The sequence below is a fragment of the Neobacillus sp. PS3-40 genome, assembly GCF_030915485.1.
Lineage (GTDB): Bacteria > Bacillota > Bacilli > Bacillales > Cytobacillaceae > JAUZPL01.
The window spans coordinates 4,308,626-4,328,518 of the sequence record NZ_CP133266.1 but is presented as its reverse complement, the minus strand read 5'-3'; the positions used below and the strand labels follow the sequence as shown (position 1 = coordinate 4,328,518).

Annotated in this window: 15 protein-coding genes; 7 read left to right on the top strand and 8 right to left on the bottom strand. The window is 36.4% G+C overall.

Annotated features, from left to right (window positions below):
• Positions 1–346: 346 nt before the first annotated feature.
• The gene (locus RCG20_RS21040; protein ID WP_308182087.1) at positions 347–1,465 is read left to right on the top strand and encodes a metallophosphoesterase; all 1,119 of its coding nucleotides are present in this window, start codon (positions 347–349) and stop codon (positions 1,463–1,465) included.
• Between the two features lie 127 nt (positions 1,466–1,592).
• Here RCG20_RS21040 and RCG20_RS21035 read toward each other — a convergent pair whose 3' ends face one another.
• Positions 1,593–2,186 (bottom strand): YdcF family protein, encoded by a 594-nt coding sequence (locus tag RCG20_RS21035; RefSeq protein ID WP_308182086.1) that lies wholly within the window; start codon positions 2,184–2,186, stop codon positions 1,593–1,595.
• Between the two features lie 194 nt (positions 2,187–2,380).
• On the opposite strand from RCG20_RS21035, the gene RCG20_RS21030 reads away from it, so the two are divergent.
• The 5 genes from RCG20_RS21030 (at position 2,381) to RCG20_RS21010 (ending at position 8,459) form a co-directional block, all read left to right on the top strand.
• Positions 2,381–3,961, top strand: a complete 1,581-nt coding sequence (locus RCG20_RS21030) for a spore germination protein (RefSeq protein WP_308182085.1) — start codon at positions 2,381–2,383, stop codon at positions 3,959–3,961.
• Positions 3,962–3,975: 14 nt separating this feature from the next.
• Positions 3,976–5,085, top strand: a complete 1,110-nt coding sequence (locus tag RCG20_RS21025; RefSeq protein ID WP_308182084.1) for a GerAB/ArcD/ProY family transporter — start codon at positions 3,976–3,978, stop codon at positions 5,083–5,085.
• 5 nt (positions 5,086–5,090) lie between these two features.
• Entirely contained in the window at positions 5,091–6,278 is a 1,188-nt protein-coding gene (locus tag RCG20_RS21020; protein ID WP_308182083.1) for a Ger(x)C family spore germination protein, read from the top strand.
• Positions 6,278–6,502 carry a hypothetical protein gene (locus RCG20_RS21015; protein ID WP_308182082.1) on the top strand — a complete coding sequence of 75 codons (225 nt, stop codon included), beginning with the start codon at positions 6,278–6,280 and terminating at the stop codon, positions 6,500–6,502. Before RCG20_RS21020 ends, RCG20_RS21015 begins: the two co-directional genes overlap by 1 nt.
• Positions 6,503–6,791: 289 nt before the next feature.
• Positions 6,792–8,459, top strand: coding sequence for a PAS domain S-box protein (locus RCG20_RS21010; RefSeq protein WP_308182081.1), 1,668 nt, complete (start codon positions 6,792–6,794; stop codon positions 8,457–8,459).
• Between the two features lie 341 nt (positions 8,460–8,800).
• Here the strand turns inward: RCG20_RS21010 and RCG20_RS21005 are convergent.
• The 4 genes from RCG20_RS21005 to RCG20_RS20990 form a co-directional block, all read right to left on the bottom strand.
• A protein-coding gene (locus RCG20_RS21005) for an IS3 family transposase (protein WP_308182080.1) occupies positions 8,801–10,359 on the bottom strand; the annotation gives its coding sequence in 2 pieces (ribosomal slippage) (positions 8,801–9,717 and positions 9,717–10,359; 1,560 coding nt in all).
• A 240-nt stretch (positions 10,360–10,599) separates the two neighbouring features.
• Entirely contained in the window at positions 10,600–11,751 is a 1,152-nt protein-coding gene (locus tag RCG20_RS21000) for a GerAB/ArcD/ProY family transporter (RefSeq protein ID WP_308182079.1), read from the bottom strand.
• A gap of 28 nt (positions 11,752–11,779) precedes the next feature.
• Positions 11,780–12,985 (bottom strand): Ger(x)C family spore germination protein, encoded by a 1,206-nt coding sequence (locus RCG20_RS20995; RefSeq protein ID WP_308182078.1) that lies wholly within the window; start codon positions 12,983–12,985, stop codon positions 11,780–11,782.
• Positions 12,982–14,592 carry a spore germination protein gene (locus RCG20_RS20990; protein WP_308182077.1) on the bottom strand — a complete coding sequence of 537 codons (1,611 nt, stop codon included), beginning with the start codon at positions 14,590–14,592 and terminating at the stop codon, positions 12,982–12,984. Before RCG20_RS20990 ends, RCG20_RS20995 begins: the two co-directional genes overlap by 4 nt.
• Before the next feature lie 607 nt (positions 14,593–15,199).
• Here RCG20_RS20990 and RCG20_RS20985 point away from each other — a divergent pair.
• A complete protein-coding gene (locus RCG20_RS20985; RefSeq protein WP_308182076.1) occupies positions 15,200–16,144 on the top strand; it encodes an aldo/keto reductase family protein in 945 nt (314 codons plus the stop codon).
• 247 nt (positions 16,145–16,391) lie between these two features.
• Here the strand turns inward: RCG20_RS20985 and RCG20_RS20980 are convergent, their stop codons facing one another.
• From RCG20_RS20980 to RCG20_RS20970, 3 genes are all read right to left on the bottom strand, one after another.
• Positions 16,392–17,366: a quinone oxidoreductase family protein gene (locus RCG20_RS20980; protein WP_308182075.1), complete on the bottom strand. Its 975-nt coding sequence runs from the start codon at positions 17,364–17,366 to the stop codon at positions 16,392–16,394.
• Between the two features lie 608 nt (positions 17,367–17,974).
• On the bottom strand, positions 17,975–18,442 hold the full coding sequence (locus RCG20_RS20975) for a hypothetical protein (RefSeq protein ID WP_308182074.1): 468 nt from the start codon (positions 18,440–18,442) through the stop codon (positions 17,975–17,977).
• A 161-nt stretch (positions 18,443–18,603) separates the two neighbouring features.
• Complete coding sequence (locus tag RCG20_RS20970; RefSeq protein WP_308182073.1) at positions 18,604–19,824, bottom strand: MDR family MFS transporter; 1,221 nt, start codon at positions 19,822–19,824, stop codon at positions 18,604–18,606.
• Positions 19,825–19,893 lie beyond the last annotated feature (69 nt).

The window sequence follows — 19,893 nt, the reverse complement described above, 5'->3', positions numbered from 1 at the left end:
CTGTTTTGTTAAAATTTACAAATATCATAAATTTTTAACAAAATAGGAGGAAACTTACGATGATTACTAATTTAATATTAATCGGGATTGATATGGAAGAAATTTGCGAAAGCAATGAACCAGAACTTGAGGAGTATTATTATAAACTTTGGGAAGATGACAGGTTATAATTCTTTTTCCGCAAGTTATGTAGAGTAGCAAAAATGGGTATCGCCTCGTAAATAATTGCAAAGGAAATTCCTCTACATTATTTCTTTTGGTATACTCCTTCTTCCATGAAGTACTCGACCTAAAAAGTTATTTTTTCGACTTTATACCTTTGAGTGTACTCACAAAAGGAGATACAATGAAACCACGAATTGTTTTGCGCATAATCATCTTTCTATTTATCTATTCGGCTCTTACTTTTTATATTGGGTGGAATGGTTGGGTTTGGCTACATACGATAATGGGCCTCCAACATAAATGGCTTTTTGGTTTGTTTATAGGGATTCTCTCTTATGCATATGTAATAGCTCATTTCATGAAAAAATGGACTTTTTTTAAAGTACTTGGATCCTATTGGTTTGCTGTCCTTCAATATTCTATTTTGATCCTTCCTATTGCTGATTTATTAGGATGGTTTCTCCAAATTGAAGGGCTATCATTCCATTCGATCATAATTTGGATTGGTTTCGTTGTTCTAACACTCTTTGTTCTTCTGTTCATTTATGGAACATATAATGCGTACAGCCCAGCAGTTAGTACTTATTCCCTTGTTATCCCAAAGCATGTAAGCAAACACTCACAGCTTCGGATTGTTATGTCTTCTGATATGCATTTCGGTCTACTCTCTGGCTTATCACATGTCCGGCGACTTGTTAAGGAAGTAAATGCATTACAGCCAGATATTATCCTTATGCCAGGAGATATTATTGATGATGATCCAGAGCCATTTATCTCGAAGAATATGGGCGAAGTTATGAAGGGTCTATCAGCACCATTAGGCGTTTATGGCGTCCTCGGAAATCATGAGTATTACGGCGGAGGAATATCAAGGTTTGTAACCGAAATGGAGCGAAACGGCATTGTAATCTTGCAGGATCAATTAATAGAGATAGATAACTCCTTCTATCTGGCAGGGCGGAAAGATAAAACCGATCGAGATCGCTTATCCATTGAAGAATTACTTCTTAACGTTGATCCAGCAGTTCCAATAATCATGTTGGACCATCAACCTACTGAAATCAAACAAGCAGAAAAGAACCATGTGGATCTACTGTTATCGGGCCATACCCATCGCGGGCAATTAGCGCCAAACCACCTCTTCACTCGGAAATTATTTGAATTAGATTGGGGTTACTTGCAAAAAAATCAGCTTCATACGATTGTTTCTTCTGGTTTTGGTTTTTGGGGGCCACCTCTTCGGATTGGAAGCCGCTCGGAAATTGTTTTGATTGAAATTTCCTTCATTGCAGCAGAATAACCTTTAATTAACAAATCTTATATGATCAAAAAGCCCATCATAGGTATAACGGTGATGGGCTTTTTTCTGTGGAAATCAATAATTTTAAAAATTTCATTAATATAAAAACACCTAACTTATCCCAAGACTATCTTGTCAAAAAGTATTTTGTTAGTGCCAAGTATTCGCGAATATATAGCTGTACAAGAACCTGTTTTGGTGTCTTTGCAGGAAGACCCTCTAAATTTAAGTTTTGATTTTTTCCTATTATAATTGACCTGTAAACATGAAAACCATTGGTTACTACAACCCCAACTTTTGCCGTTTTGGGTATAAATGCTTTTGAAAATTTTATATTTTCATATGTATCTGTTGAGCGATTTTCCATAAGGATTCGCGACTCATTTATATTTCTTTTTAGTAACTCTTTTTTAATAGATTCTGCTTCAGAAATCTTTTCTCCTGGGCCTTTACCTCCTGATGCAATAACAATAGTATCTTTGTTTACCTCTAAATACTTTGTTGCTGCATTAATTCGACTTTTAAGGGCCAATGACGGGATGGTACCTTTGACTCTAGCTCCTAGAATAATTAAATAGCTAGCATTTTTGGGAACTTCCTTATGGCTGTACTGATAAATTTTAAATTGTAAGATTCCAATATATATAAGACCAATTGCACTTACAATACTCAGCGTTAGTACCATTCTTTTCTTAAATGTTCCCTTTTTTACTTTTTCCATTTATTAGTGTCCCCTCTCTAAAAGCCCATTACCTTTATTATACAATTTACATTTTGGGGTTTACAAAAAATATCAACTGTTCCAATCGATTATTTTGGTTAAAAAAACCATTTGGAAATCATACTAAAAGAGAACCAAAAAGGTATTTTATGTTAATTCACATTGCTACCACTACATAAGATGAGGAATTCATAATGAACTTGCGGAAAAAGTTACGAAAATCACAATTCAATCCTGATAACACTGTCCAAGAACAACAGGACGCTTCTATAAAACAGCCAATAGAACAAGACCGACTTTCAGGGATTCTACTTGAGAATGAACAAGTATTAAAAACAATCTACTCAGATTGTTCCGATGTGGTATTTCGTTCATTTTTAATTGGTCATCGAACACAAGCCTGTCTCCTTTATATTGAAGGGATGTCTAATACTGAGGAGATTGATAAAAGCGTACTTACCCCGCTTATGCAACAAGATATTTTGAATCTTTCTGATATACAAACAGTACTTAGTGAGAAAATAGTGGTTTCAAAGGTTACCCAAGCTAATACTTTTCAAGAAATCATCCAACAAGTCTCAGCGGGGAACCCTGTTATTCTAATTGATGGTCAAGCGAAAGCCATCGTAACAGGGTTAGCCAAAATGGAAAAACGCTCAATTGAAGAGCCAATAGCTGAATCTGTTGTCCGTGGTCCACGGGATGGCTTTACAGAAACACTAAAAGTCAATACTACTCTTTTGCGAAGGAAAATTAAGAGCCCCAAACTTAAGATAAAATCTTTAAGTGTCGGACGTTATAGTCAAACGCAAATTGCTTTGTTTTACATTGAAGGACTTGCTGATCAATCGTTGATTGATGAAGTGAATAATCGATTAAATCGGATTGAAATTGATGGTATCTTAGAAAGCGGCTATATTGAAGAATTCATTGAAGATAATTCATTCTCGCCTTTCCCACAGATCCTAAATACAGAACGACCAGATGTGGCTGCCTCTAACTTGCTTGAAGGTCGCGTTGTTATTTTGGTTGATGGTACACCTTTTGCACTTATTGCACCGACAACACTCTATTCACTCTTTCAGTCTGCGGAGGATTATTATCAACGGTTTATCATTGGAACATTAATCCGCTGGTTACGTTACTTTTTTTTACTGATTGCTTTGCTTCTCCCTTCTAGTTATGTTGCTATTCTAACTTTTCACCATGAAATGGTTCCAACGACCCTATTGTTAAGCGTAGCAAAGTCGCGTGAAGAAGTTCCGTTTCCGGCTCTAATTGAAGCATTAATTATGGAAATAACATTTGAGGCATTACGGGAGGCAGGAATTCATTTACCAAAACAAGTAGGTTCAGCAGTTAGTATTGTTGGAGCACTAGTAATTGGTCAAGCTGCCGTTTCGTCAGGACTCGTATCAGCACCAATGGTTATGGTCGTTGCCATTACCGGAATCGCTTCGTTTGCGATACCTCGGTACAATGCAGCAATTGCCATCCGTATGCTCCGTTTTCCCATCATGTTCCTCGCCGGAACACTGGGTCTACTCGGGATCATGCTTGGCCTTATCACCATAATCATTCATTTAAGTACACTACGATCATTCGGCGTACCCTATCTATCACCTATGGCTCCAATGAAAGGTTCTGAAATGAAAGATGTTCTAGTTAGAGCCCCGTGGTGGTCACTTAAAACAAGACCACGTTTAACAGGAAACTACAATCAATATCGGCAACCGAACGGACAAAAACCAGATCCATCTAAAGGCACTGACTAGGAGATGTGGAAAAGATGATTGAACGCGGGAAAATTTCCGCTACACAAATGGCAATTATGATGAATCCAGCCATAATGGCAACTGTTTTGCTATTAGTGCCTGCAATTACTGCGAAAAATGCAAAGCAGGACTTGTGGATTTCACCGATTTGGGCTTCTCTTATCGGTTTTCTAACCGTATTTTTAGCTTACAGGCTCCATAAACTTTATCCAAATGAAACACTCATTGAATACAGCGAGCTTATTCTCGGCAAATATCTAGGAAAATTGATTGGAGCTGTTATTTTATTTTATTACTTACATGTGACAGGAATTATAGTCCTTGAGTATGGAGAATTTGTCGCAGGAACCTTTCTTCCTCATACTCCCATGTTGGTCATATTAGGAAGTATGGTCATTGTTTGCTCCTTTGCTGTCTTCGGAGGGCTTGAAGTCATAGGCAGATGTTCTGAAATTATTGTTCCAGTCGTGTGCCTCCTCTATCTGTTCATTTTCGTATTGTTGTTAAAAGATTTACACATCCAAAATATGTTTCCGATCATGGAGGGCGGACTGAAATCTTCGTTTCGAGGTTCTGTTGTTCCACAAAGCTGGTTTAGTGAATTTATTCTTGTCTCCTTCTTCTTTCCATACTTAACTGACAAAGAAAAAGGGATGAAATGGGGATTTATTTCTGTTTTTAGTGTCATGTTTTTAATGGTTTTGACGAATTTCACAACACTTTTATTATTTGGGAATTTGACGGCTGAATTGACTTATCCAGTAATGATTGCTGCAAGATACATTAGTGTTGCTGATTTTTTAGAGCATCTTGAATCCATTGTAATGGCGATATGGGTAGCAGGAACATTTGTTAAAATAACGGTCTTTTATTATGTACTTGTTCTTGGTACTGCCCAATTGGTAAAGCTTTCAGATTTTCGACCCATTGTTTTACCGATCGGATTTTTATTAATCCTATTCGGAGCATGGTCTGCACCGAACTTGCAGGAATTAGCTCATTTTCTAAGTACATCTGCTGCCTTTTACTTTTTATCTTTTCAGGTCGGAATTCCAATCATGCTACTCAGTATTGCATTGATTCGAAACAAAATTAACCAAAAGAAAGGATCAATGACAGGATGAACCTTTTGCCAAAAATAATAATTCCCCTACTCTTATTATTTACAGTTTTGTTGTTAACAGGTTGTTGGGACAGGCAAGAGGTGAACGATTTAGCACTTGTAACAGCTGCTGGAGTTGATAGAAATTCAGATGGATCTATCGAGTTGTCTGTCCTCGTATTTATTCCAAAAGGAAAAAGCAGTCAACAGGGAGTTGAAGGTGGTAGTGGGGGGGGTGGCTCGGTACAGACATTGGTGCGATCGGCTGATGGAAAAACAATTGCTGATGCAATGTCTAAACTTCAAGAAAAAATCCCTCGACATATTTTTTGGGGGCACTGTAAAGTATTTATTTTCGATGAAGAGCTTGCAAAGAATGGTGTTGCCCCCCAAGTCGATTTCATCCTGCGACATCCACAGCTTCGAGAACGTGCCCAGCTATTTGTCAGTGAACAAAAGACAAAGGAAATATTAAATCTTATTCCACCCCTTGAACGTGACATATCTGAAGTCCTACGGGAATTTGGATCGTTCAAAATTGGGATGGAGATAACAGCAAAAGACTTTTCACAAATGTTAATCAGCGAATCTCAAGCTGGTGCAATTCCTTGGATAAAAATTCTTCCACCAGAACAGGGAGAAAAAAATCAATCTATCGCCTATATCACCGGAACGGCTATCTTTATTAAAGGGAAAATGATCGGTCGAATTGATGACTCAATAACAAGGGGAGTCCTATGGTTTAGAGACGAAGTAAGGATAGCAACCATTACTGTTAAGCCTAAAGTCAGAGGTGGTGGATATGTTTCAATGAATATATTACGGGCAAATACAAAATTAATTCCCAAAATTGTGAATGGTAAATGGAAAATCAAACTCCATGCAGTAGCGGATACAGATATCATTCAAAATACAACCAATTTAGATATGGCGCGGCCAGAGATAGTAAAACCACTTGAAGAGAAAATAAATAAACAAATTAAAAACAAAGCAAACGAGGCATTAGCACAAGTGCAAAAGGAAATGAATGCTGATATTTTTGGATTCGCAGATGCTTTCCATCGTAAATATCCAAAAGAATGGGCAAAACAAAAATATCGGTGGAATGAAATTTTCCCAACCCTTGAGGTTACGATTGAAGCGAATATCAAAATACGGAGACAAGGAATGAATTCAGTCCTATCCAATAATCCTCAAAAAGAGGTGCTGAAATAATGAGATGGGGCCCAGTAATTTCAAGTAGCTTAATAATTCTTTTTATCGTGCTATACCAATGGCCAAAAATCAAAAAGGAGCAAAAAAAAGAAAAAGGAGCGTTTATTATTTTGACTGCTTTTGGATGGCTATTGGCTACCCTCTTATTCCTTTTTCCTGATTTACCTGGTCCTACTGAATTGATTGATTTTATTTTTAAACCGTTGGGAAGGCTTTTGGAATAAGACCAACAAAAGTGGAGTTCACTATTATTTTAGCTATACTTGCGACTTTTTTAAAAAATAGAATATTAATTTTATCGTTGTTATTATTTCAAACTAGTGGGCAATCCTGTACTATAGAATTTAAGTATTTTATTATCACTAGAGAAATGATAAACATTGCATATGTCATTGGTGAATTATCCTATTTGGTAAATGCGATTTTTGACTCATATCCTCACTAAAGCGTGAATGGTCCAAAAATCAATAGATTATGTTTAACATAACCTTGTAAAAAGAACGGGAGTTTTTCATGAAGAAAAGAAGGTTATTAATTTTTTACTTCATCGCAAGTTTCATATGGATATATGGAACCAATTATGTTGTTCATCTGCTTACCCCTGCACCATTTGAATTCTTTGTCGAAAGATTGAAAGAGATTTTTTATGTAGTTGTCACTGGAGCTGTATTTTATTCGTTTATACGAAAAACAGAAGAATTAAGTACTTCCAAGCAAGATGAAAAACGGCTCTCTACATTGATTAATTCCATGGTAGATATCGTTGTTTTTAAAGATGGCGAAGGAAGATGGATTGAAGCCAATAAATTTGTGTTGCAGCTATTCCAGCTTGAACATATTGATTATCGAGGGAAAAAGGACTCCGAATTAGCCGAGTATACAGATTTTTATAGAGATTCCTTTAGAAATTGTGTAGAGTCTGATGCGGAAACATGGAAGAATGGGAAAAATACTCGTGTTGAAGAAATTATTCCGCTGACAAATGGAACATTCAAAACCTTCGATACCATTAAAATACCCCTTTATTATTCGGATGGAAGCCGCCAAGGTTTAGTCATCATTGGGCGGGATATTACTGAAGGAATTTTTGTTAAAAAACAGTTGGAAGAAAGTCAACAACAATATAAATCATTATTTAAATATAATTTAGATATGGTTTATATGGTAGATTTAAACGGAACCATCATAAAATTAAATCCGCAATTTGAACAAATCACTGGTTATGTGTCTGCAGAAATAATCGGTAAAAATATCAGCCACATTTTACCTGAACAATACAAGGAAACTGTTATGCAGCAGATAGCTACTGTCAGTATCGATAAAAAACCAGTTATGTACGAAATTAATATTCCACATAAAACAGGCAAAAATATTATTTTACAATGCACGTTCTTACCAAGCATTGTTGATGGAAAAATTGCAGGTATTATTGGTTACGGAAGGGATATTACCACATTAAGGCAGACCGAGGAACGGCTAAGGATATCGGAAAAGCTATCAGTAGTGGGGGAATTATCAGCAAGTGTTGCACATGAAATCCGTAACCCGCTTACCTCATTAATCGGATTTGTTCAGCTCTTACAAGTGGAAGACCAAAAGCACCAGTTTTACTATACAATCATGATGGATGAATTAACTCGAATTAATCATATTGTTGGCGAATTATTACTCTTAGCGAAACCTCAGCACTTGAAATTCCAAAAAGCCGATATTAAAAAAATTATGTTTGATGTTATTTCACTGTTAAATACAGAAGCAAATTTGTATAATATTCAGATTGACTCTCATTCCGCACAGCAGGAACTATGGATTGAGTGTGAGCCAAATCAATTGAAACAACTGTTTATCAACCTTATTAAAAATGCGATCGAGGCTTCAACTAGCGGACAAAAAGTCCAAGTATTAATTGAAAAGGTAGAAAAGGACAAAATCTCCATCGCAATAAAAGATGTTGGAATCGGCATTTCTAAAGAACGCTTAGAAAAAATCGGCGAACCTTTTTACTCTTCAAAAGAAAAAGGTACAGGTTTAGGCCTAACGGTTAGCTTTAAAATAGTTCAGTCCCATAATGGAACGATTCAATTTGAAAGCAAATTAAACCAAGGGACATCCGTTCATATTGTTTTACCGATGTATAAGGAAAATGCAAATCGAACAGGTAGTCAAACTGAACCAAATTGAAAACTACGGCAGGTTAACTGCCGTTTTTTTTTATTTTTTAGCTCTACCCTGAAATAACTGTGGATAACTGTTATTTCATTCATAGATATACCAAAAATTTTGCATGGATGTCTCTGTTAAAGGTAAATGTTAATATTTTATACCTGTCTGAATTGTTAATAGACGGAAGAATTCCTCTTAATTAAAAAATTGGCTTAAAAATAGGCTTAAATAGACGGAGAGTTTCCGCCTATTTACTCAAAAACCGCGAAAATGAGGGGCTTTGCATTGCGTTACCGGAAAACCTCCGCTTATACTGAACTGCCCCCTGTCAAGTAGACAGTGGAAATAATAAAAAAGATTTAAGCGGCTTTAGCTCTATATTCCATAGGGCTAAGGCCGTTTAATCGTTTTTGGTATCTATCATAATTATAAAAATGGATGTATTCATCTATCGCAAGAGAAAGTTCCTCAAATGTCTGATATTGATGTAAATAATACTTCTCACATTTCAGTGTTCCCCAAAAAGATTCCATTGGTCCATTATCAATACACCGACCAACTCGTGACATACTTTGTGTCATCTTTACCGCGTCTATCTTACGCTTAAATCCTTTTGAAGTGTACTGGAACCCACGATCACTATGGATAAGTGGATGTTCCCCATCTAATAGTACTGTAGCTTGGTCAAGCGTCTTGAATACAAGTTGATTATTATTGGAATGTCCTAAAACATAACTTACAATTGATCCATCATAAAGATCACGAATTGCACTTAAATAAGCCTTCTTTGATTGGCCATACTTAAATTCTGTTACATCTGTAACCCATTTCTCATTTGGTTTTTCCGCGGTAAATTCCCGATTTAATATGTTTTCTGCCACTTGTTGAGGTGTAGTGCTTTTATATTGTTTTTTCTTGATCCGAATGACAGAGCGTAAGCCAGCTACTTTCATTAGTCGATATATTCTTTTATGATTAAGTTTCTCTTCAAACTTTCTATTCATATGAAGGGTCATTTGACGATAGCCGAAGGTACTATCAACCTTTTCATGGAGAATTTTCATCTCCTTAATGATTTCTTTATTTAGTATTTCTCGGGAAGAAGGAGTACGATTAAGCCACTTATAGTATGCAGAACGTGCAATTCCCGCAATTTCACAAAGTAAACTAATGCTTAAATTCTCTTTCTCGTGAAGCTCCTGAATAGCGATGTACTTATCCTCAAATCGGATTTGACTTACTTTCGCCTCCTTTCGATCTCCTCTAACTTTTTTAAGAACATATTCTCCGCACGTAACCGTTCATTTTCTCTTTCCAACTTTTTAAACTGAATCTTGATTTTCTCTTCTGGAGTTAATTCTGCTTCTTCTTTTGTCCTTCCACGATTATCTTTAAGCGCTTCATCTCCACCATTTTCATACTTCTTAACCCATTGATACACTTGTTGGTAAGAAACATTATGTAATTCAGCTGTTTTTTGATAATCTTTACCGTTCCCCAAACAATTAATCACAATTTGAATCCGTTCATCCCAAGTAGTTTTTCTCCCTTTAGTCATAGAGCTCGTCCTTTCTTTTGACGTTTCCTTTATTTCTCTATGACTATTATACTTCTTGATCCAATTACTAAGTGTAGATTTATCAGTGAGTCCATATTTTCTGCTAATCTCTCGAAGAGAGTATTCCCCAGACTGATAATCTCTAATAGCTGAAAGCTTAAGTTCCTTTGAGTACATTTTCTTACTGGTTGATTCTTTTAGGCCATCAATCCCATCTTTATCGAATTTGTGTTTCCATTCCATAATGGTGGATTTGTTCACTTTATAGATAGATGCAATTTTATAAATTGAATAATTATCTTCCTCACACGCCCTTAATATCTTCAATTTTTCTTCTACAGGATAAGACCTTTTAGACAAAATAAATACTCCCCTTGAGTAAACAGATTTTTATTTTTTAATCTGTCTACCTAAAGGGGAGCATATCATACACCACGAAACGAGCTCCATTCTGCATTTAACCGAAAAATCTCCGCTTATTTTATTTTCATTGGTTTCTCGGATTACTCGAGTAATGATTGCCGTTATTACTACTTTAAAAATGGCTCGTTAAACAATAACGACTGTAGTTTAACAGCCTAGTTTTTAATAGTTTTAATTTTAATTCTGATTCTGGTTCAGGTTCTGGTTTTGGTTCTGAATCTGGTTCTGGTTTTGTGGCTGCTTCTTTCTATTTCTGAAATAGGCAATGATTAGCAGTATAGCTGGGATAATAATTTGAAATGGCCAGTGTAAATAAATTGGTATAACTTTTAGTCCTTCTTTAGCGTGTTCAGCATAGTTGGATGCGATGGTCATTGAAGCAAATAAAATAATTAGTCCGATTGGGAAACAGAGTTTTTTTTGGCTTTTAAACTTGAATATGTCTGCTGTTCCGGCCAATGCTGCATAAAAAAAGATGGTGATTTTGAAAAATCCTCCAACCATTAAATACAGCATGAAAAAAACATCAAGTCTTTCGATAAAATTCCCTATTTGAATTTTACCAATCGTATTTAAGAGCGGGAAGGGAGAACGTGCATAAAGATCGGCTCCTAAAACAGCTATATTGACGAGAGTTGTTATTGTAATATTTATACCACTTAAAATAATCCCACCCAAACAAACTAGTTTTGCTTTTTTGGGCTCATTTAAATACGGAAGTAACATCGTAAATACGACCATTTCACCAAACGGAAAAGTTAAGGTTTGACCAACGGTTATTTTCAGAACGGGCATTACACCATTTTCTAAAATCGGTCGAAGATTGTCCACATGGACCAATCCCGAAAAGGCTACTAAAAGCACTCCTCCGATCGCCAGTATGTAAACGAGGATAAAAAAAAGTTCACCCACTCTCGCGATCACTTCAAACCCTTTTTGAATTGCATAGATTATAGTTAGAATCATTAATGTATTAATAATAAATAATGGTGTACTTGAATAGATGGTCGTTGTTAATAGTTCACCAAAGTCACGCAACACCCTCGCAGAAACATACATGAAATAAATAATATACAAAAATGCTATGAACCGCCCGATATACTTTCCAGTTATTTTTTGAACATAACTTGTTAAAGGAATATCTGGGTAAAACATAAAAAGGCGATGGTAAATTAAATAAAGAACGGCACCTCCCACCATTCCGAGCACTACCGCAATCCAAGCATCTTGTTTCGCAGAGGTAGCAAGACCGACTACAAGAGCACTACCCATTTCAAACAATACAACGAGGACAAATAATTGTGTTCCGTTAATTTTGGCCTTTTCCATAAAGTAAACTTCCCCCTTTCTCTCAGGGTTATTGATTCATTGCGTCCCAAAACGGATTTCTACGAACGCCAGCCCTACGGTTGTATGCTTTCACTTTTACACTTACTTCTGCGCTTGCAAATAGTTCATCCCAATTATTTTTCATTTTATTCCACAGTTTATGATTAGCTAGATGCACCTTTTCACCAAATCCGAAAACATCACATTTTTGCCTTTGTGCTTCTTTTATCGAACTAAGAACTTGTTTTTTAATTTCTCTTCCGACTTTCTTTTCTATTTTTTGAAGTTCATCAGGACTGTCTAGATTAAGGGCTGTATTTACTTCACTAATTATACTTTCTTCTTTTATTAGTACTTGGAAGGCGGGCTTCCCATTTTTAAATGTAACCGAAGTTTTTGTTTTTGATCTGATTGGTGTTATATTTAGCGCAGCCTTGTTTCCTTTCCAATCGATATTTATATCCGTGCTTTTTATTTTATTAAGGACCCAAACAACTCCCCTTGCCTTTTTATTTTTCATCCAGCCAATCAATTTACCATGTTTAAATAACGCTAACCCATCCGCTTCAAGGTACGCCATTGTAGTTGTTTGCGTTAGATTTTCAGCTTTCCTTGCTTTACGTTTATCTCCAGATACCATATAACCACTGACAATTGGATTTTTTCCTGTACTGATAAGCCCAGCAACAAAATCATCAATATTTACCGCTATGTTTTCACCTAGCATTTTTTCAGTATTTTGAAGTTCCTTTGTTATCTTAGTAACTGGCAATTTATCTAGAATCGTCAGGGTTGTGACTACTTCCTCAGCTGTCGTATCCTTTGCGATAATCATTTCTGTTGTCGTTCGAAATTCAGGATCCCTCTCGAGGGCATCTATTATATTCAATATTCCTTCTCTTGCAAGCTCTTCACTGATAACGAGTAAATTTGCATGTGCATAATATAACCGCCGTGAAATTTTTTTGGTTGCATTTCTTGCTGCTTCGGTTAATGTATCTCCGGAACTTTTATATACAGCAATCGGTAGCCCTTGACCACCTCCATTTTGCCCTGATGAAACATTTCCTGGGTTTACAAGCTGGAATGTTACATCAAAACGTTTATCCTTCCCCTTATCAACCCCCATCGCTATAACGATGGCTAAATCGGTCAATTCTTTTTGATTCCAACATCCGCTAAGTAATGGAAGCGAGTTAAGTAGTAATAGAACCAAAACAATCGTTTGTTTCATGATTGATCACCTTTTTTCGAACCGGTTGCAACTTCGTCATTTTGCTTAGGGGGTTCGGGCCTCTGATCCGGTCCTGTCCTTCTTAGATTTCCTTTGCTAATCAATTCTGGCCTATTTTTTAAAGCCCATACTGGAAAGCGTACAAGCGCGTCCTGCTGATGCATAAAATTAAATGGCGCTAATGGTGCCATATAAGGGACTCCAAATGAGCGTAATGAACATAAGTGAATGGTCATAAACATAACCCCAAGCATAATTCCATAAAAGCCCAAAAAAGTTGACAGCCCCATGAGAACAAATCGAAGTAGCCTTGCTGAAATAGCCATCGCAAATGATGGTGTTGAAAAGTTAGCAATTGCTGTTGTCGCAACGACAATAACCATAACAGGAGAAACAAAACCTGCTTGTACGGCAGCTTGGCCAATAACCAGTGCCCCTACAATGGAAACAGCCTGACCGACAGCCCTAGGGAGTCTTAATCCTGCTTCCCTTAAAATTTCAAATGTAATTTCCATGATTAGAGCTTCAACAAATGCTGGAAAAGGCACATTTTCGCGTTGGGCCGCGATGGCAATCACCATGGTGGTTGGGATCATCTCCTGATGAAAGGTAGTTACTGCAATATAAAGGGCTGGTCCAACTAGTGCAATAAAAAAAGATAAGAGCCTTAATAGTCGAATTCCAGTAGCTATATCGAACCTAGCATAATAATCATCGGCAGCCTGAAAAAATTGAATAAAGACAGCTGGTGCTGTAAGTACAAACGGTGATCCATCGACAAAAATAGCCACCCTTCCTTCTAAAAGCTGTGAGGATACGACGTCAGGTCTCTCCGTATGATAAATGGTTGGAAATGATGTCATCGTTTGGTCTTCTATCAATTGTTCGATATAACCCGAATCTAGGATTGAATCCATATTGATTCGACTTAATCTTTGTTTTACTTCAGTAACAATTTTTTCATTTACAATACCCTTGATATACATAATTCCAACGTCTGTTTGGGTCACAGTACCAATCTGCATCATTTCGAGCCACAGATTAGGGCTTTTAATTCGGCGCCTTATTAAAGCCGTATTCGTACGAAGTGTTTCGATAAAAGAATCCTTCGGGCCCCTTATCGATAATTGGGTTGACGGTTCGGTGATAGCCCGTTTATCCCATCCTTTTGTTTCAACGTTAATTGCTTTAGTATATCCGCCAATAAAGAAAAGCGTATTTCCTGATAATAATGCTTCATATACTTGATCCCAATTACTGATTATCTTTATATTTCCTAGACTAGTTACTTTATCAACTATATATTGGAAAGAATCCGAATGAATTTCTTCTTGTTTTTTCAATAACGATTCCATAAAAAAGTCACTGATCATTTTGTTATTAGCCAATCCATCAATATAAACTGCGACTCCTTTGTAATTTTGGAGAAAAAACTCTCTGAAGGCAACATCCGTACTATTACCTAACTCTTCTTTTATTCGAGTGATATTATCCATATAATCTCTCTGGATTGGTAATTCTTCCGGTTTCGTAGGATCTTGCTTTTGCCGATAATTGTCTTGATTGGGTTTTTGCTGCTTCTTAAATAACTTAGACAAGATCGACATAACACTACCTCACTTTCAAACCAAGCATAATATTGCTACTAAACCAATAATGACCGCTTTTTTCTTCATTTTTCCATTAAACAACCATTTTTTTACTTCCATTATTGGTTAGACTAACCAAAGCGTTCGTTTTTATCCAATTTTTAACTTGTATTTTTATTTAGCCAAACAAAGCAGCTATTCTTAATGAATAAGGAACGTGAAGTACGAAACACTATATAGAAAACTTGCCGATTGGCAAACCCTTGAGGGTGATTGTGTTGAAACTGCTTTTTGTGTCTTTTTTATTAGCGTTCGGATTACTTTCACTCATTATTTCTATCGACATAGTAATGGGGACCAAATTATTTAGTTTGGTCCAAAAAGAATCAAATCCATTTCAAGTAATGGAAATATCCGAATATGCAGTATTGTTCCTATTCGCTTTTTTTCTAACCGGAACTGCAATTATGTCTTTTCTGAAAAAAAGGAAAAAACTCCACAAGGGTAAATAGAAAAATTCAAAGTTTTTACTAAAAACCTATTTATTAGTTAGTTAAATGTGGACAGAGCGACCTGATATGTAGTATTTTTATTTTGTATTACGAAATATCAGGGAGGGACTAAAATGGAGTATCGGCGCTTAGGAAAAACAGGGTTAAAAGTAAGTGAAATTAGCCTTGGCAGTTGGCTTACATATGGTGGTTATGTTGAGGAAAAGAATGCAGCAGCGTCAATTGATAAAGCGTATGATTTAGGAATTAACTTTTTCGATACCGCAAATGTTTATATGCGCGGAGAAGCTGAGATTGTTGTCGGAAAGGCTCTTAAAAAATATGTCCGTGATTCCTACGTGCTAGCTACAAAAGTGTTTTGGCCGATGGGCGATGGCCCGAATGATCGCGGTCTATCCCGTAAGCATGTAATTGAACAATGTCATGCAAGCCTGAAACGGCTTGGCACAGATTATGTTGATCTTTATTATTGCCACCGTTTTGACCCAGAAACGCCACTTGATGAAACATTAAGAGCTCTTGACGACTTGGTACGCCAAGGAAAGGTACTTTATATCGGTGTTAGTGAATGGACTGCAGAGCAAATCACAGAAGCCGTTCATCTTGCTGATAAAAAGCTCCTTGATCGGATCGTTGTAAACCAGCCGCAATATAGCATGATGCAACGTTACATTGAAAAAGAAGTCCTTCCTGTCAGTGAAAAACATGGAATCGGCCAAGTGGTCTGGTCCCCGCTTGCACAAGGTTTATTGACTGGTAAGTATCAAAAAGGGGCTGAAGCTCCTGTAGGTAGCCGTGCAGCTCAAGAAAAGTATGGAAATTTATTTGGCTTGTTAACAGATGAAAATCTCGATAAAGTGGAATTGTTAAAAGAGGTTGCATCTAATAACGAACTAACTCTTGCTCAACTTGCCCTTGCTTGGATTTTACGACAAAGCAATGTTGCAAGTGCCTTAGTCGGTGCGAGTCGGCCAGAGCAATTAGAGGAAAATGTAAAAGCATCAGGTGTGAAGCTGAATGAAGAAACTTTGACGAGAATTGAAGATATTTTGAGGTAAATAAAGATTCAAATCATTTATGAAAAATGTGTGGAGTAATTAGCTAGAAGTTTACTTATTGAAATAAATATTCATTTACAGATAAAAACGCTCGGATCAATGAACTACACCACTTGTTGGACTCAACCTCACCAGGTTGGGGTGCAGTTTAAAATCGATCCAAGCGTTTTTTGTTGTCAACAAAGGATTGGTGATCCCTCACTATATTAATTATCGTAAACGAAGGCAAGGTTCAATTAGCTTTCTTCTATTCAATGTTCAAGATTATTTTGCCTTTGTTTACCCTTTTTTCTATTAGATTATGCGCTTTCGCTACATCACTAAGTGGATATTCATGGCCTATTTTTATCTTTAATTGCTTATTAACCAAGTAAGGAATAACCTCTTCAGCAGTTTCTTTTAATAAATGCGGTTTTAGCTTCCTTGTTGTGCCTAAACTAAAACCAAGAACAGCTCTACAACTAGAATGCAAATCAACGGTTTTAATTTTTCCTACTTTGCCACTTGAATTACCAAAATGAATTAATCTCCCATAAGGAGCTAAGCAATTTAAACTATTTTCTGTGACTGAACCAGAGAGTGAGTCTAATATTATGTCTGCGCCGTTCCCACTAGTAATTTCATTAACTTTTGTTACAAAATCTTCTTCCTCATAACATATTACATAATCAGCTCCACTTTCTTCTGCAGTTTTTATTTTGTCTTTACTCCCAACGGTACCAATAACTTTGTCTGCTCCCATTATTTTTGCTAGTTGCATTGCTGTGGTTCCGACACCTCCAGCGGCAGCATGAACCAATACCGACTCGCCCTTTTGAATTCTAGCAATATTGTAAAGTAATCTATGCGACAAAAAAGATACAATGGGGCATGCTGCTGCTGTTTTAAAATCCAATTCGTCTGGTATAGGAAAAACTAATTGATCAGATGCCACAACGTATTCTGCATATGAACCATTTTTAGGAAATGCTATAATCCTTTGTCCTACTCTTAGGTGGGCTACATCTGAACCTATTTTTTCAACATATCCCGCTACATCAATACCAGGAATAAACGGCAGTTTAACACCTTTTTTGCCGTACCTAGATTTAATATCTGCAAAATTAACGCTTGTCTTAACAGCTCTTATTAACACTTCATTTTTTTCTATTGTAGGAATGCTAACTTCTTCGTATCTTAAAAATTCAGGTCCACCAAATTCCGTTACAATTACTGCTTTCATTCCCTCAATCCCTTTCACGCACTGTTTTTAGTAACCTGCTTTGTTAGTGAAATAGCGGGTATTATACCTTATTCTAGCAAACTGCAGTTTAAATAAAAAATACTTTCGTGTAAGTAGTTCTGAGAATGTGAAGAAAAACTTAAAAAACAGGCAAATGAGCCTTCATCAATCCTATGAAGGACCAAACTCGTTAATAAAACAAGCAAATGGGCCTTCATCAACCTTATGAAGGACCAAACTCGTTAATAAAACAAGCAAGTGGTCCTTCATCAACCTTATGAAGGACCAAACTTGTTAATAGAACAAGCAAATGGGCCTTCATCTACCCGATGAAGGACCAAACTCGTTAATAAAACAAGCAAATGGGCCTTCATCTACCCGATGAAGGACCAAACTCGTTAATAAAACAAGCAAATGGGCCTTCATCTACCCGATGAAGGACCAAACTCGTTAATAAAACAAGCAAATGGGCCTTCATCTACCCTATGAAGGACCAAACTCGTTAATAGAGCAGGCAAAAGGTCCTTCATCAACTCTATGAAGGACCAAACTCGTTAAAAAACATTCAAAAGTAGTCTTCATTAACCACTCATTCGGCTAAAGATGCCTTATAGATCCGAGATTTCAATCTCAATCCATCTAGTTATTTCGGTTAATGTCTTTTTTTCTATGTAGGTTGGTTTGTAGTTGTAGAAATGGCTTAATCTTAGGTTTTCAAAGCCTTCTAATTCATCAATTGTTTTTTCGATAAATGTCTTTTGCAATGATGAAATGGGTTCAATTGATTGCTTCGCAGGCAATGGGATCGTGATGATGCCTTTTTTTAAAACTTCGTTTGAAATTCCTCTTACAGCAAGACGATTTAACTTGCTATTAATTTTCCATATTGAAATTCCGTCAATTTTTTGCATAATATGTAGTTTTTGTTCCATCGTTTCTTTATATGTTTCCTTAAAGTGAGCAAATTGTTCAACACTTTTATTTTTTACTTTCGTAAATGCATCAGCAAAATTGATGCTTGTATAGCTGCTTTCAATCTTCTTAGCTTGACTCTTTTTTATTATTGTTTGTAACATCTAGATGTCCCCTTTTAAACATAATCTAACTATACATTCGAAAATAGCTTAAATTTTATGGGGGGGGTTGCTATTTTTTTAACTAGGGTAAACTACTCTATAGATTTTTGCCCCACTGTTTTTCATGAATGAGCTAAAAACAAGTATTTTTTAAAGGAGATCTACATGGTACTCCCATCATTTGTTTCCAATTTTTTCACATGTGCACGATTTCCAACTGTAAAGAAAAAGATACTTGTCAGGGTAATAATCGATATCAACCAAAACATCTTTTGACCATCCAGATGAGTTAAGAAGTAACCACCAATGATCGGACCGACAAAACTACCAATTTTCCGGAATTGACCTGCCCCAAAATAAGTTCCCCGTAAATGGTCTGGAGCCAATTGGTCAATTAGAATGCTATTTGCTGGAAAGATAAGAATTTCTCCGAGAGTTACAAGAAAAATAAAGAGAATCGCAATGACCCAGCCATTAACAAAGCTAAAACCGGTAAGTCCGGCAGCGATCAGTATTGCTCCAACTACCATCGTTTGCATCGGTTTGAATTTTTCAGCAAAATGACTTATAGGCATTTGTAAGATAACAACCATGATTGCATTAATCGATAATAAGATTGAAAAGATAACCACACCATCCTTAAGTGTATGTGCTAAATGTTGTGGAAGGTTTGAATCAATTTGAACATATCCGATATTCACTAAAATTATCCCTAAAATTAGATAACGAAGTGCTCGATCCCTTTTTACAATCGAAAAAGCATCACGAAAGGAAACAGTTTTTTTCGTTTGTTCATTTGGAGTGATCACAATTCGATTCATAAAATAAACCAGGACAATTGCATAAATGAAATAAGTAGAAGCCGTTATAATAAATGATAATTTTGCTGAATGATTGGCAAAATACGCGCCTAATAATGGCCCTACCGAGGCACCTACATTTATGGCTGTATACCGTAACGAATAAACTTTCATCCTCTTTTTCTGATCCGTTACATCACCCATTAATGCCTGACTTGTTGGCTCAAAAAAAGAGTTGCAAAGTCCGTTTAAGGCATTTAATAAGATAAACCATCCTTGGCTTTTTGCTAGAGTAAAACAATAAAATACGATTGCTAATGTAAAAATGGAAAGTAACATTACCCGCTTACGGCCGTATCGGTCAGACAAATGCCCACCGATAAATCCACCAACCGTTCCCATTAATGGGCTCATTCCAACCGTTAGCCCGATAATCATTGGTGAAAGATCCATATTTCGAGATAGATAGATTGATAGAAAAGGGAGCGTCATAAATGCAGAGCCTCTTGCTAACACCGTTCCAATTAATAATACCCATACAATTGGGTGAAACTGTCCGATATACCTTTTTATTTTAAGCATAAAGTACCTCATTACCTGATTATTTACTTATTTAGTAAACCAATTTTTTTCTGAAAAGTAAATAAATAT

What these genes read in the sequence shown, in the direction of transcription:
- RCG20_RS21040 (WP_308182087.1), top strand. Translation starts at nt 347, where the DNA reads ATGAAACCACGAATTGTTTTGCGCATAATCATCTTTCTATTTATCTAT.
- RCG20_RS21035 (WP_308182086.1), bottom strand. Translation starts at nt 2,186, where the DNA reads ATGGAAAAAGTAAAAAAGGGAACATTTAAGAAAAGAATGGTACTAACG.
- RCG20_RS21030 (WP_308182085.1), top strand. Translation starts at nt 2,381, where the DNA reads ATGAACTTGCGGAAAAAGTTACGAAAATCACAATTCAATCCTGATAAC.
- RCG20_RS21025 (WP_308182084.1), top strand. Translation starts at nt 3,976, where the DNA reads ATGATTGAACGCGGGAAAATTTCCGCTACACAAATGGCAATTATGATG.
- RCG20_RS21015 (WP_308182082.1), top strand. Translation starts at nt 6,278, where the DNA reads ATGAGATGGGGCCCAGTAATTTCAAGTAGCTTAATAATTCTTTTTATC.
- RCG20_RS21010 (WP_308182081.1), top strand. Translation starts at nt 6,792, where the DNA reads ATGAAGAAAAGAAGGTTATTAATTTTTTACTTCATCGCAAGTTTCATA.
- RCG20_RS21000 (WP_308182079.1), bottom strand. Translation starts at nt 11,751, where the DNA reads ATGGAAAAGGCCAAAATTAACGGAACACAATTATTTGTCCTCGTTGTA.
- RCG20_RS20995 (WP_308182078.1), bottom strand. Translation starts at nt 12,985, where the DNA reads ATGAAACAAACGATTGTTTTGGTTCTATTACTACTTAACTCGCTTCCA.
- RCG20_RS20990 (WP_308182077.1), bottom strand. Translation starts at nt 14,592, where the DNA reads ATGTCGATCTTGTCTAAGTTATTTAAGAAGCAGCAAAAACCCAATCAA.
- RCG20_RS20985 (WP_308182076.1), top strand. Translation starts at nt 15,200, where the DNA reads ATGGAGTATCGGCGCTTAGGAAAAACAGGGTTAAAAGTAAGTGAAATT.
- RCG20_RS20980 (WP_308182075.1), bottom strand. Translation starts at nt 17,366, where the DNA reads ATGAAAGCAGTAATTGTAACGGAATTTGGTGGACCTGAATTTTTAAGA.
- RCG20_RS20975 (WP_308182074.1), bottom strand. Translation starts at nt 18,442, where the DNA reads ATGTTACAAACAATAATAAAAAAGAGTCAAGCTAAGAAGATTGAAAGC.
- RCG20_RS20970 (WP_308182073.1), bottom strand. Translation starts at nt 19,824, where the DNA reads ATGCTTAAAATAAAAAGGTATATCGGACAGTTTCACCCAATTGTATGG.